The 13,302-nt window shown below is 68.4% G+C and carries 10 protein-coding genes; 6 read left to right on the top strand and 4 right to left on the bottom strand.

Going from position 1 to position 13,302, the window contains the following annotated elements; translation table 11 throughout:
* Positions 1–6 precede the first annotated feature (6 nt).
* The 3 genes from QO015_RS16235 to QO015_RS16225 are packed head-to-tail and all read right to left on the bottom strand — an operon-like array spanning position 7 to position 3,542.
* The gene (locus tag QO015_RS16235; protein WP_266283015.1) at positions 7–888 is read right to left on the bottom strand and encodes an ABC transporter permease; all 882 of its coding nucleotides are present in this window, start codon (positions 886–888) and stop codon (positions 7–9) included.
* Positions 885–1,937 carry an ABC transporter permease gene (locus QO015_RS16230; protein WP_266283017.1) on the bottom strand — a complete coding sequence of 351 codons (1,053 nt, stop codon included), beginning with the start codon at positions 1,935–1,937 and terminating at the stop codon, positions 885–887. Before QO015_RS16230 ends, QO015_RS16235 begins: the two co-directional genes overlap by 4 nt.
* Before the next feature lie 18 nt (positions 1,938–1,955).
* Entirely contained in the window at positions 1,956–3,542 is a 1,587-nt protein-coding gene (locus QO015_RS16225) for an ABC transporter substrate-binding protein (RefSeq protein WP_266283018.1), read from the bottom strand.
* 540 nt (positions 3,543–4,082) lie between these two features.
* On the opposite strand from QO015_RS16225, the gene QO015_RS16220 reads away from it, so the two are divergent.
* From QO015_RS16220 to QO015_RS16200, 5 genes are all read left to right on the top strand, one after another.
* Positions 4,083–4,760 (top strand): GntR family transcriptional regulator, encoded by a 678-nt coding sequence (locus QO015_RS16220; RefSeq protein ID WP_266283019.1) that lies wholly within the window; start codon positions 4,083–4,085, stop codon positions 4,758–4,760.
* A 117-nt stretch (positions 4,761–4,877) separates the two neighbouring features.
* A complete protein-coding gene (locus QO015_RS16215) occupies positions 4,878–6,209 on the top strand; it encodes a M20/M25/M40 family metallo-hydrolase (RefSeq protein WP_266283020.1) in 1,332 nt (443 codons plus the stop codon).
* The gene (locus QO015_RS16210) at positions 6,206–7,267 is read left to right on the top strand and encodes a phosphotriesterase family protein (RefSeq protein WP_266283021.1); all 1,062 of its coding nucleotides are present in this window, start codon (positions 6,206–6,208) and stop codon (positions 7,265–7,267) included. The genes QO015_RS16215 and QO015_RS16210 overlap by 4 nt, the downstream gene beginning before the upstream one ends.
* Position 7,268: 1 nt before the next feature.
* On the top strand, positions 7,269–8,165 hold the full coding sequence (gene dapA / locus QO015_RS16205; RefSeq protein ID WP_266283022.1) for a 4-hydroxy-tetrahydrodipicolinate synthase: 897 nt from the start codon (positions 7,269–7,271) through the stop codon (positions 8,163–8,165).
* Positions 8,166–8,167: 2 nt separating this feature from the next.
* Positions 8,168–11,125 carry an FAD-dependent oxidoreductase gene (locus tag QO015_RS16200; RefSeq protein WP_266283023.1) on the top strand — a complete coding sequence of 986 codons (2,958 nt, stop codon included), beginning with the start codon at positions 8,168–8,170 and terminating at the stop codon, positions 11,123–11,125.
* Between the two features lie 6 nt (positions 11,126–11,131).
* On the opposite strand, the gene QO015_RS16195 is transcribed toward QO015_RS16200, so the two are convergent.
* A complete protein-coding gene (locus QO015_RS16195; protein ID WP_266283024.1) occupies positions 11,132–11,557 on the bottom strand; it encodes a secondary thiamine-phosphate synthase enzyme YjbQ in 426 nt (141 codons plus the stop codon).
* Between the two features lie 170 nt (positions 11,558–11,727).
* Here QO015_RS16195 and QO015_RS16190 point away from each other — a divergent pair, with 170 nt between their 5' ends.
* The gene (locus tag QO015_RS16190; protein WP_266283026.1) at positions 11,728–13,299 is read left to right on the top strand and encodes an ABC transporter substrate-binding protein; all 1,572 of its coding nucleotides are present in this window, start codon (positions 11,728–11,730) and stop codon (positions 13,297–13,299) included.
* The last annotated feature ends 3 nt before the right edge of the window (positions 13,300–13,302 follow it).

Raw genomic sequence — 13,302 nt, 5'->3', positions numbered from 1 at the left:
ATGCCATCATCGGAACGCCTTGGCGGTGCGCGGATCGAGCGCGTCGCGCAGCGTGTCGCCGAGGAAATTGGCGGCGAGCACCACGAGCAGGATCGCAAGGCCCGGGAACACCGACAGCCACCATTTGTCGAAATACTTCGAGCCGTCGGAGACCATCTGGCCCCATTCCGGCGTCGGCGGCTGCGCGCCGAGGCCGAGGAAGGAGAGGCCGGCGAGGATCAGCACGGCATGGCCGAACTCGAGCGCCGCCAGCACGACCAGCGGCCCGACCACGTTCGGCCGCACATCGACCCACAGCGCCCGCATCGCCGAGACGCCGAGCAGCCGGCTCGATTGCACATAGGGCTCGTCGCGGATCGTCAGCAGCATCGAGCGCACGACGCGGGCATAGATCGGCCACGACACGACGACCACCGCCAGCACGGCGTTGAACAGCCCCGGCCCGAGCGCGGCGACGACGGCCATGGCGAGAATGATGTCGGGGAAGGCCATCACGAGATCGGCGGCGCGCATGATGACGCCGTCGATCCAGCCGCCGAAATAGCCGGCGATGGCGCCGAGCAGCGTTCCGATCACCGCCGCCATGACCACGAGCTGCAGCGCATAGGGCAGCGAGACGCGGGCGCCGTAGATGACGCGCGCGAACACGTCGCGGCCGAGCTGGTCGGTGCCGAACCAGTGCTCCGCCGACGGCGCCATGAAGCGCTTGGCGACCATGTCGATCGGCCCATGCGCCGTCAGCCACGGAGCAAACACCGCGAGCAGCACGATGGCGACGAGGAGGCCCGCGCCGACGAGGCCGAGCGGCTGCGTCCACACCGAGCGGCGCATGAAGCGGCGGCGCGGCAGGGCGACGGTGTCCGCGGGGGCGAGGCTGCCGTCGCTCATCCGAGACGTATCCGCGGGTCGATCAGCGCGTAGATGATGTCCACCGCCATGTTGACGAGGATGTAGATGGCCGCGACCACCAGGCTGACGCCCATGATGGCGCGAAGGTCGAGCGCCAGCGCGCTCTTGTAGGCATATTGGCCGATGCCCGGCCAGGAGAAGACGGATTCGACGAGCACCGTGCCCGACAGCATGCGGCCAAAGGCCATGCCCGCGACGGTGACGATCGCCGCCAGCGCCGGCCGCAGCGCATGGCGCAGAATGACCGTGCGCTCCGGCAGGCCCTTGGCCCGCGCCGCGCGCACATAGTCCTGCGACAGCGATTCCAGCATCGCCGCGCGCGTGAAGCGGGTGATGGAGCCGACCGTATAGATCGCGAGCACCAGCGCCGGCAGCACGAGATGGCTGGCGGCGATGCCGAAGGTCGCCCACTGCCCGGCCAGCAGGGCGTCGATCGTGAACATGTTGGTGATCGAGGGCGGCGCCTTGCCGCCGGGATTGAGCCGCCCGACCCCCGGCGCGATGCCGAGCTTGAAGAAGAAGACGTAGAAGGTGACGAGCGCCAGCCAGAAGGTCGGGATCGAGACGCCGGCGAGCGAGATGACGCGGATCACCTGGTCGGGCCATCGGTCGCGACCGATGGCGGCGACGACGCCGAGCGAGATGCCGAGCACGAGCGCGATGATCATCGCCGCCGTCGCGAGCTCGATCGTCGCGGGAAGGTACTGCGCGAGATCGGTCGTCACCGGCCGGCGCGTCTGCTGCGATTCGCCGAGATCGCCATGCACCAGCCGCTCCAGATAGAGCAGGTATTGCTGCGGGATCGGCTTGTCGAGCCCGTAGCGGGCGCGGAACGCGGCGACGATCTCGGGATCGCTCGCCGCCCGGTCGCCGAGATTGGCCGAGACCGGATCGCCCGGCACCACCTGCGTCAGCGCGAAGGAGACGAGGGTGATGCCGAGGCAGAGCAGGAGGCCGACGAACAGCCGTCGGATGACGAAGCGGACGAGGTTCGGCAATGCGTACCAGGCTGAGCGCAGAGACGACATTGCCGGACCGGATCGCCTTTACTGCTTCGCCGGGGCGATCGCCGTGAGGTCGATCGTCCACATGGCGTTGTATTCGACCGGCTCGAGGGTCTTGGACGAGGCCATCGAGAAAGCCGGCTGGAACAGCGAGGTGAACGGGCCCTGCGCGTTCAGCTTCTTCTGCCATTCGTCATAGAGCTGGATGCGCTTGGCCTGGTCGATCTCGACCGCCGCCTTCGCGGCGATCTCGGTGACCTCGGGAGCGGCGCCCGCCTTCCAGCCGGCGCGCAGGCCCACCTTCTCGCCGGGTCCGAACAGCAGATAGTCGCTCGGATCCGGATAGTCCGGGCCCCACCAGACGATCGTCATCGGCAGCGTGCCGGCGCGGTAGTTGTCGAGGAAGGTCGAGACCGGCGAGGGCTTCAGCTCGGCGGTGATGCCGACTTCCTTCAGGTCGGCCTGCATCTTGGCCGCGACATCGGCGAAGGAAACGCCGTTCTTGGTGATGTCGGAGACATAGGTGAGTTCGATCACCGGATCCTTGAGGCCGCTCTTGGCGAGCGCCGCCTTGGCGGCCTCGACGTCGCGCTTCGGGCCCTGGTCGGTCGCCAGCGCACCGGCGAACATCGTCGGGATGATGGAGCCCGGCCGTGCCGCGCCTTCGCCGGCGATGGCGAGCAGGCCGTCATAGTCGATCGCGTGACGCACGGCCTGCTGGAAATCGGGATTGGCCGCGATGGCCGAGATTTCCGGGTTGGAGTTGGTGAACATGAACACGACGTCGGCGCCGGGGACCGACAGCGTGTAGGCCGTGTCCTTGATGGCGTCGAGCTGGTCGGGGCGCAGGTCGAGCGCGATCTGGCTGTCGCCGCGCATGACGTTCATCTGCTGCGCGCTGGTGTCGACATTGCGCACGACGATCTGGTCATAGGCGGGCTTGGCGCCCCAATAGGCGTCGTTGCGCTTCAGCACGACCTCGGCGGCCATGTCGAACTTGTCGAGGATATAGGGGCCCGAGCCGGCCGAGGTCGAGGCGAGGAAGGTGTCGGCGCGGTCGGTCTTGTCGGCTCCCTCGTCGGCCGAGCCCTGGTTGGCCTTGACGACCTTGGAATTGACGATGCCCACCGCCGGATTGGCGAGCTTGTAGGGAAGGCCGGGATCGGGCTGCGCGGTGGTGAGGACGATCTCGCCCTCCTTGGCGCCCTTGGCGACGGTCACGCCGTCGAGCAGGAAGGAGGGGCTGCCCTTCACGTTCTTGACGCGGTTGAACGAGAAGATCACGTCGTCGACCGTCACCGGCGAGCCGTCGCTGAACTTCGCGGCCGGATTGAGCGTGAAGGTGAAGGTCTTGGCGTCGGGCGCGACCACCGGAATGCTCGCCAGCGAGGGCACCAGCGTCGTCAGGTCGCTGCCCTTGAAGGTGATCAGCGTCTCGTAGACGGGGTGCAGCACGAGATTGGCGGTCGGCTCGAACTCGCGCGCCGGATCGGCCGTCTTGAGCTGGAAGGCGGTGTCGACGACCAGCGTCGACGCGTCCTGCGCGAAGGCGCCGGCCGGAACCATGCCCGCCACGGCGGCCGCCATGGCGATCGGAAGGACACCCAACATTCGTCTCGTGATGATCATCTGGTCTTTCCCTCTGGATTCTTGATTATGATCATGGCCGCGGAGCGCACGCCAGCCGGCATCTCCGCGCACCCGCCCTGTCGCCGCGGCGTTCTCGCCGGCACGGCAAGGCCGGCGCGGCGTCCGGCAACGGACGACCCCTGGTTGTGGCAATCGGTCGGGCGGCGGCATCCTCCGCCGGTGGTGGCGAACTCCCCCCAAGGGACAGGATCCGCCCGGGAGCCCGACCGGATGCGCGGTCAGCGCGCCGGCCCTGCATTCAGGCGGTACACAATCGGAGAACACGGCAAAAGCGCGCACTTCGCAAGCCGTATTTGTTGCCAGTCACAGCCGCTTGCGGCGGCAATGTCATTCGCGGCGCGAAATCAGCGGTTTGGTGAAGCTCCCGCCGCTAGCCCTTTGTACGCAGGCGACAGCCGATCGCCAAGGAGGCGGCACACCAGCGCGGGTTTTCCGGTAGCATCGACTTCGCCGCCTGATATATTCGACCGAGATGCGCAGCTCCGCATCGCCGTCTCAACCCTTCGGAACCGACCAGGGATGTCGCTCAGCAACGAGAAGTCGGCTCATCTGGAAGGCGACGCCCCGCCAGCGCCCCGCAACCTCGCGCAGCAGGCCTATCAGTCGCTGTCGCGCATGATCCGCGAGCGCGAGCTCCGGAGCGGCGACCCGATCGTCGAGCAGCATCTGGCCGAGCGGCTCGGCGTGTCGCGGACGCCGCTGCGCGAGGCGCTGCAACGCCTCGAGGGCGAGGAACTGCTGCAGAAGCATCCGGGCCGCTCCTATGAGGTGCGCAAGGTCGAGCTGAAGGAATATCTGCAGAGCCTCAAGGTCCGCGAAGTGCTGGAGCCGGAAGCCGCCGTGCTCGCCATTCCGCGCATCGGCGCGGCCGAGATCGAGGCGGTGCGGGCCGAGGCGCGCCGGGTCGAGCACACGGTGCCCTACGACAAGATCGAGCACTGGCGTGCCGACGACCTCGTGCACAGCCTCTTCATCCGCAACTGCGCCAACGACGTGATGGCCGAGACTCTGGTCTCGCTGCGCGTCACCACCCAGCTCTTCGAGATCGACCGCCTGGCCGACCGGCTCGGCCCCGATTCGCGCGAGCACGAGGCGATCCTCGACGCACTGGCCGCACAGGACCCGAAGGCGGTGAGGAAGGCGGTCGCGACGCATATCCGATCGCTGGTGCGCTTCGCGCTCAAGGCCGTTTCCTGAACGCCGCCACGGGGGCGGGGCCGAGGCCCTGCGGCGCTGGATTGCATTGCAATTGTATACCGACTGTGTTCTGTCTTGATGCGAACACGGGCGCATTCAGGCCTCATGGAAAGCCAGTTGACGACGCTATCGGACCCCGCGACTGAGGCTGCGCTTGTCGAGGTCGATCGTCGGCGCGACAGTGCCCTGGCCTTTCTCTCCGAACTGGTCGCCCTTCAGGCCTCGGGCGAGGACGCGGTCCAGGCTGCCGTCGCCGCGCGGCTGGAAGCCCTTGGCGCGGAGGTCGGCGCAAGCGTCTACGATCCGGCATCGGTCCCCGTCACCGCCGAATTCGCCGCCGCGGGCGCCCGCAGCGAGGGCGAGCGGCGCAATGTCGTCGCGCGTCTCGAAGGCGCCGGGCAGGGACGCAGCCTGCTCGTCTTCGCCCATCCCGACAGCGAGCCCACCGCCGCCGCGCGCGGCTGGCGGCACGATCCCTTCGCCGCCGTGGTCGAGAACGGCCGCATGCACGGCTGGGGCATCGCCGACGATCTCGCGGGGATTGCCGCCGGAGTGATCGCGATCGAGGCGATCCGCCGATCCGGCGCCCGATTGGCGGGCGACCTTCTTTTTGCGAGCACGCCCAGCAAGCGCCACGCCCGCGGCATCGCGGCCGTGCTGCATCAGGGCGCCGGGGCCGACGGTGCGCTCTATCTGCATCCCGCCGAATCCGGCGCCGGCATGGTGGAGATCAAGGCGCTCGCCTCGGGCCTTCTCGAATTCTCGGTCGAGGTCGCGGGCGAACCGCCGCACACGGCCGAGCCCGGCCACACCGCCTTCGCCCACCGCGCGGTGCATCCGCTCGACAAGGCCGAATTGCTGATCGACGCGCTCCGCCGGCTCGACGCCGAGCGGGGCCGGCGCATCCGCCATCCCCTTCTCGAGGCCGCCGTCGGCCGCTCGACCAATATCCTCGTCTCGGAGATGCATTTCGGCCAGCCGGGCCTGACGACGCGCGTCCCCGACCGCCTCTCCTTCACCGCGTCCGTCTCGTTCCCGCCGCCGGAGACGCTGGAGAGCGTCCGCGCCGAGATCGAGACGGCGCTGGCAGAGGCGGTCGCGACGGACCCGTTCCTCGCCGCCCATCCGCCGGTGGTCCGCTTCCTTGCCGGCGTCACCGGCAGCGAGGTGGCCGAGAGCGATCCGCTCTATGCGACCTTGAGCGGCGCGATCCGCGCCGTCGCCGGCATCGAGCCCCGCGTCAACCCGATGCACACCTCGAGCGACATCCGCAATCCGCTGGTGCAGAAGGGCATTCCCGCGCTCGGCTTCGGATCGCTCTGCGGCGATCTCACCCAGGCGCGCGGCCACGACGAATGGGTGGATGTCGAGGACTGGCTGCGCATGGTGAAGGTCACCGCCGCCTGCATCCTCGCCTGGTGCGGCGTCGCCGGGAGCCGGACGGCATGACGGCGGCACCGCTGCCCGGCGGCTTCGTGCGCACGGTGCGCGGCGATGTCCCCGCCGCCGCGATCGGCCGCGTCGCCTTCCACGAGCATCTCCTGTTCGATCTCGTGAAGCCGGCTGATCGCTCTTCGGTCGACGACCCGCCGATCACGCTCGAGAACCGCTGGCAGATCGACTACCGCTCCAACGAGAACCGCAACAATGCCCGCCAGACCGACCCGGAGATCGCGGCCGGCGAACTCCGCGTCTTCCGCGCCGATGGCGGGGATCTTCTTGTCGACCAGTCGACCGGCGGCCTCGCCCGCGATGCCGAAGGGCTGAAGTCGGCCTCGGCGGCGGCCGGCGTCCATGTCGTCGCCGCCGCCGGCACCTATACGGCCGACTATCAGGACGCGGCGACGCTGGCTCTGGACGTCGAGGCGCTGACCGAACGCTTCGTCGCCGAGATTGATCGCGGGCTCGACGGCACGAGCGTGCCCGCCGGCCTCATCGGCGAGATCGGCTGCTCCTGGCCGATGCATCCCTTCGAGCGCAAGGCGCTGGTCGCCGCCGCCCGTGCCGCGCGCATCACCGGCGCCGCCATCAGCGTCCATCCGGGCCGGCATCCCGGCGCGCCCTTCGAGATCGCAGCGATCCTGACGGAAGCCGACGCCGATCTCTCCCGCGTCGTGATCTGCCACATGGACCGCACCTTTCCGCGCGGCGAGCAAGTGCGCGAACTCCTCGCCACCGGCGTCAATGTCGAATGGGACTTCTTCGGCATCGAGCAGTCGCATTACTGGTTCGGCGACGTGGAGCTGCCGACCGATCTCCAGCGCCTCGCCATCATCCGCGCTCTCGTCGCCGAGGGCTTTGGCACCCGCATCCTCGTCAGCCATGATGTCTGCACCTGCACGCGCATGACGCGGTGGGGCGGACACGGCTACGGCCATCTCCTTCGCAACGGCCCGGCGCTGATGCGCCGCGCCGGTCTCGGCGAAACCGACATCGACCAGTTGCTCCGCCTCAACCCGCTTCGCCTGCTCACCCTCGCGGACGGGAAATCCCTACAGGAAGACTAAGGTGACCAAAGCATTTCGCGGGACCTACACCGTCATGATCACGCCGTTCGACGCCGAGGGCGGCGTCGACCTCGCGGCCACGGCGGACTTTGTCGACTGGCAGATCGCCGAGGGCATCCACGGGCTGGTTCCGCTCGGCTCGACCGGCGAGTTCCTGTCGCTCACCGATGACGAGAAGGCCGCCGTCGCCGAGACGGTGATCCGCAAGGCCGACGGCCGCGTGCCGGTGCTGATCGGGACCGGCGCGGAATCGACCGACGACGTCATCCGCTATTCCCGCCAGGCCGAGCAGCTCGGCGCCGATGGCGTGATGATCATCCCGCCCTTCTATTCGACGCCGACCGAGGACGAGCTCTTCGAGCACTATCGGCGCATCGGCGAGGCGATCTCGCTGCCGATCATGATCTACAACAATCCTGCGACGGCGAATGTTGATTTAACCCCAAGAATTGTTGAACGTTTGTCGCGGATCGACAATGTCCGCTACATCAAGGAATCGACGATGGATGTGACGCGCATCCGCGACATCCTCGATTTCTGCGGCGACCGGATGACGGTGTTCGGCGGCATCATGGGCTTCGAATCCTTCCTCGAAGGCGCCGAAGGTTGGGTGGCGGTCGGCTCGAACATCATGCCGCGCGAGATGGCGGAGCTGTTCTCGCTGTGGGCAGACCGGCGCGATTTCGATGGCGCCAGAGCACTTTACCACCGTGTCCTTCCCGTCATCCGCCTCGTCGCCGGCCACCGCTACGTCTCCGGCTCCAAGGCCGCGCTCGCCATGATGGGCCGTCCCGTCGGCGGCCCCCGCCCGCCCCGCCTGCCCCTGCCCGAGGCCGAGCTGCCCTCGGTCGCCGAGGCGCTGACACGGTCCGGCGTGATTCTGGACAAGGCGGCCTGACCTTGGAGGAAGAGCCGACCGGAGGCGCTCGAAGGCTGGGCGGCAGCACCGCCGAGCCGGCCGGCGACCCCATCGCCTTCGCCTTCGAGGGCAGGACCGTGCACGGCCGGGCCGGCGAAAGCCTCGCCGCCAGCCTCACCGCGGCCGGCCTCATGGGGCTGCGCCAGGCCGGTCCCGACGAGCAGCGCGGCGTTTTCTGCGGCATGGGCGTCTGCCAGGAATGCCTCGTGCAAATCGAGGGTTTCGGCGGCCAGCGCGCCTGCATGGTGAAGACCGAACCCGGCATGAGCGTCTATCGCCACGATCCGGCGCTCGCCGCATTGCGTCCGCTCGGCCGCCGCCCCGAGGGAGCGCCCGAGATCGAGACGGTCGAGGTCGCGATCATCGGTGCGGGCCCCGCGGGACTCTCGGCGGCGAAGCTCCTCGCCGAAGCCGGCCTCGCGCCGGTCGTGCTCGACGAGCGTCCCCTTCCCGGCGGCCAGTATTTCAAGCCTCTGGCGCCCTCGCAGCGCTTTCTCCCCGGCGGCGAGGACGACCAGTTCAAGGCCGGCCGGCGACTCGTCGAGGCAACTGTCGCCGCGGGAACAGACATCCGTTCGGGCTCGGCGGTCTGGCATGCGGCCGTGACCGAGGACGGTGTCGAACTCGGCATCCATGCGCCCGGCCGGGCCTATGTGATCAGGGCGCGCTTCGTCATCCTCGCCGCCGGCGCCTATGAGCGGCCCTGGCCGGTTCCCGGATGGACCCTGCCCGGCGTCATGACGACCGGAGCCGCGCAGACGCTGGCGCGCAGCTACCGCGTCGCCCCCGGAATGCGCGTCCTCATCGCCGGCAACGGTCCGCTCAACTGGCAGGTCGCCCTCGAAATCGCGGCGGGCGGCGGCAAGGTCGTCGGCATCCTCGAAAGTGCGACGCCGAGCCGGAGCCGCAATGCCCCGGCCTTTCTCGGCATGCTCGCAGCGGACCGGCAATTGGCGCTGCGCGGCCTTTCCATCCGTCGCAAGCTCGCTCGCGCCGGCATCCCGATCCACGAAGGCACGCGCCTTGTCGCCGTCACCGGCAACGGCAAGGCCAAACGCGCCATCGCGGCGGGTCCGGGCGGGCAGAAGCTCGCGTTCGATGTCGACGCTGTCTGCCTCGGCTATGGCTTCCTGCCCTCGACGGGGCTGCTGCGCATGCTCGGCTGCCCGGTCACGGTCGATCCCGCCAACGGCTTCGCGCGTCCGCTCGTGGCCGATGATGGCCGCGCCGGCACGGCACCCGTCTTCGTCGCCGGCGACGCCTCGGGGATCGGCGGCAGCGTCGTCGCCGCGAATGGCGGCGTCATCGCCGCGGCGGCCGTGCTCGAAGCACTGGGACGAGCGGACGGCCGAGCTGCCCGGTCGGCACGGGCGGCAAGGCGCCGCGGCGCGCGGGCCCGCCGCTTCCAGCATCATCTCTGGAAGCTCTTCGCGGACCGGCAGCCGCCTCTCGCCATTGCCGACGAGACGCCGGTCTGCCGCTGCGAGAATGTGACGGCAGGCGCCATCCGCGCGCTCCGCGACGAGGGTGTCCGCGATCTCGGCAGCCTGAAGCGGCGGACGCGGCTCGGCATGGGAGGCTGCCAGGGCCGCTACTGCGCGGGCGAGGCGCTGAAGATCCTGCGCGACGGCGACCTTTCCTCGGCCGGGCCGGCGGATCTGTTCGCGCCGCAGGCACCCGAAAAGCCGGTACCGGCCATTCTGCTCGAAAGCGAGAAGGCGGAATGGGGCGGGCATCGCGAGGTCGAGACGCGGCCGCATCCTCCACATCTGCCGCCGCCCGACCCGTTGCCGGCGACGACGGATCTCCTCGTCATCGGCGCGGGGGTCATCGGCACATCGAGCGCGATGTTCGCGGCCGGCGCCGGCATCGAGACCGTAGTGATCGATCGCTCGGCCCCCAACAGCCAGGCCTCGGGCGGAAATGCAGGCAGCCTGCATGTGCAATTGCTCTCCTGGGATTTCGGCCGCAAGGCCATGGCGGGCGGCAGCCCGGCGCTGCGCACGATTCCGCTGCAACGTGACGCGGTTCAGCTCTGGAAAGAGCTGGAGCGCGACCTCGACGGCGATTTCGAGATCACCACCACCGGCGGCCTGATGGTCGCCGAAAACGAGGAACAGACTGCCTTCCTGCGCGACAAGGCCGAGGCCGAGCGCAGCATGGGCATTCCGGTCGAGGTCATCACGCGCGCCGAGATCGCCGCGCTCGCCCCCCATATAGCCGAGCGCATGGTCGTCGCCGCCTATTGCCCGGACGAGGGCAAGATCAATCCGATGAAGGCGACGCCGGCGCTGGTCGCCGAGGCAAAGCGGCGCGGCGTTCGTTTTGCCGCCGGCCATAATGTCATCGGCATTCGCGCCGAGGCGGACGGCTACGAGGTGACGACGAGCGGCGCGACCATCCGGGCTCGCCGGGTCCTCATCGCCGCCGGCGGCTGGTCGCGCCATATCGGGCGCATGGTGGGTGTCGAGCTGCCGATCTCGGGCGCACCGCTGCAGATGCTGGTTACCGAGCCGACGCGCCCGATCCTGAAACAGCTCGTCGCCCACGCCGACCGCCACCTCACCATGAAGCAGGCGACGAACGGTAACCTCATCATCGGCGGCGCGTGGACGGCAGGCACCGATCCGGCGACAGGCTATTCCAAGGTGTTGCGGCCCAGCATCGAGGGCAATCTCTGGGTTGCCGAGCGGACGGTGCCGGCGCTGGCGGGCCTGCATCTCCTGAGGAGCTGGGCCGCGATGAACGTCAATATCGATGGCGCCCCACTGCTCGGTGCGATCCCCGGCAAGCCCGGCCTCTTCGTCGCTGCCTCGGCCAATGGCTATACGCTCGGCCCGCTGCTGGGGCAGCTCACCGCCGACTGCATCGCCGGGCGCCGACCGCTGCACGCACTGGAGGGGTTCACGCTCGCCCGGTTCCGCGGCGCGGCGGCATGAGCGGACTCAAGTCGTGAGGGCGAGCACGATCTCGCGACGGTGCGGCCGGTCTCGATGCTCGAAGAGATAGAGGCCCTGCCACCGCCCCAGCACCATTGCACCGCGATGGACGGGAATGCCGATCGAGGTCTGGGTGAGCGCCGCCTTGATATGGGCCGGCATGTCGTCCGGCCCCTCGAGCCGGTGCACGAGGTAATCCATCGCGGGGCTCGATGCCGGCGGAACCAGGCGCGAGAAGAAGGCCTGGAGATCGGCGACGACATCGGGATCGGCGTTTTCCTGGATGAGCAGCGACGCGGAGGTGTGACGCACGAAGACGGTTAGGAGGCCGCTTCCTATCCCTGCCGAGGCAACGAAAGCCTCCGCTTCGGCGGTGAATTCGTAGAGGCCCTGGCCTCTGGTCGCGAGCGTGATGGCATGGATCCTCGTCATCCTCCCGGTTGTCCGCGTCTCGCGGACGCTGTCAAGCGCCGCCGCGCAGCACGCTTTGCGAGCGCGTCCGAAAACCGTGCAGCCCTGCCCAGAGAAAAGCGTTGACACCCCCCGGCCTGATGCTAGCTTCGGATACAGTCGGTATACCAAAAGAATTCCGGAGGTCGTCGATGCGTTCCCATATGCGGTTTCTGCCCGCTTTGATCGTGGCGCTTTCGGGCGTCTCCCTGCCGGCGCTCGTGCTGCCGGATCTCGCCTTCGCGGCGCCGAGCGGCACATTGGTGATCGCCGAGAACGAGACGCCGGAGAATCTCGACCCGGCCAACGCCACCAATTCGACCGTCGACCAGCTCCTGATCGGCGTCTATGACGCGCTGGTGCAGTTCAAGGCCGGCGCGACGGAGCCGACGCCGCAGCTCGCCAAGAGCTGGACCATCTCGGACGACGGCCTCACCTACACCTTCACGCTGCGCGACGACGTCGTCTTCCATGACGGCAGCAAGCTGACGGCCGCCGACGTCAAGTTCACCATCGACCGCCTCAAGGCGGCCAAGGCCAATGTCCTGAACGATCTCGCCCTGCTCTCCGGCGCCGAGGTCGTTGACGACCACACCGTCAAGCTGACGCTGTCCGCGCCCTTCGGTCCGTTCGTCTCGGCGCTGTCGCGCATCTACATCGTGAGCAAGGCCGCGGTCGAGCCTCATATGGGCGACGACAATGGCCGCCAGTGGCTCGCGGTGAACGAGGCCGGGTCCGGTCCCTACACCATCACCTCCTACAAGCCGACCGAAGCCGTCACGCTCAAGGCCTTCGACAAGTATTGGGGCGGATGGGACGGCAACCACGTCGCCGAGGTCATCTTCCGCTACGTCTCCGAGCCCTCGACGCAGCTTTCGCTGCTGAAGAGCGGCGAGGTGCAGATCGCTCCCGACGTCACGGTCGAGGACAAGCTGGCACTGAAGACGACGCCCGGCTTCGTCGTCGATGTCGGCGCTGCGGCAACCCCGCTCTATTTCGATTTCAACACCGCCAGCACGGGACCGACGGGCAACGTCAAATTCCGCGAGATGCTGGCGAAGACCTTCGATCGCCAGTTGCATCTCGACCAGGTGCTGATGGGCCTCGGCACGCTGCCCGACGGGCCGTTGCCGCCGACCTGGCCCGGCCATGAGAGCGGGACGGAAGCCGCCTTCGATCTTGATGCCGCCAAGAAGATGGTCGACGAGAACGGCTGGGCCGGCACGACGCTGACCGTCCGCTATCTCCCGGCCATCCAGGAGGAGAAGAGCGCAGTCGAGCAGCTTCAGTCCAACCTCTCCGAGATCGGCATCACGCTGAACGCCGAAGGCATGACCTGGCCGGCGCAGGCGGCCACGCTTCAGAAGGTTGAGACGACTTCCGACATCAACATGATCTATTCCTTCCCGCTCTTCCCCGATCCGCATGCGGTGCTGAACTCCTCGTTCAACAGCGCGCTGACCGGCGCCAAGGGCGGCTACAACTGGGCGCAGTATTCCAACCCCGAGGTCGATGCCCTGCTGAACGAGGCCGCGAGCTCGTCCGACCAGGCGAAGCGCGCCGAGCTCTACAAGAAGGCGCAGCAGCTGATCGGCAAGGACTACCCGGTCATTACCGTGTCGTTCCCCGGTTCGGTCGTCGTGCTCAGCGACAAGGTGGAGGGCTACAAGTACAACGCCGCCCACCACCAGACCTTCAACTACATGGATATCGGCCTGAAATAGGCC

Origin of the sequence: Kaistia geumhonensis (assembly GCF_030815145.1) — a bacterium.
GTDB lineage: Bacteria > Pseudomonadota > Alphaproteobacteria > Rhizobiales > Kaistiaceae > Kaistia > Kaistia geumhonensis.
The sequence above is the reverse complement of the archived record's forward strand: the minus strand, read 5'-3'. Positions and strand labels throughout refer to the sequence as shown.

Coding starts and splice junctions, on each gene's coding strand:
- QO015_RS16210 (WP_266283021.1), top strand. CDS start 6,206: ATGACGGCGGCACCGCTGCCCGGCGGCTTCGTGCGCACGGTGCGCGGC.
- QO015_RS16220 (WP_266283019.1), top strand. CDS start 4,083: ATGTCGCTCAGCAACGAGAAGTCGGCTCATCTGGAAGGCGACGCCCCG.
- QO015_RS16190 (WP_266283026.1), top strand. CDS start 11,728: ATGCGTTCCCATATGCGGTTTCTGCCCGCTTTGATCGTGGCGCTTTCG.
- QO015_RS16195 (WP_266283024.1), bottom strand. CDS start 11,557: ATGACGAGGATCCATGCCATCACGCTCGCGACCAGAGGCCAGGGCCTC.
- QO015_RS16235 (WP_266283015.1), bottom strand. CDS start 888: ATGAGCGACGGCAGCCTCGCCCCCGCGGACACCGTCGCCCTGCCGCGC.
- QO015_RS16230 (WP_266283017.1), bottom strand. CDS start 1,937: ATGTCGTCTCTGCGCTCAGCCTGGTACGCATTGCCGAACCTCGTCCGC.
- QO015_RS16225 (WP_266283018.1), bottom strand. CDS start 3,542: ATGATCATCACGAGACGAATGTTGGGTGTCCTTCCGATCGCCATGGCG.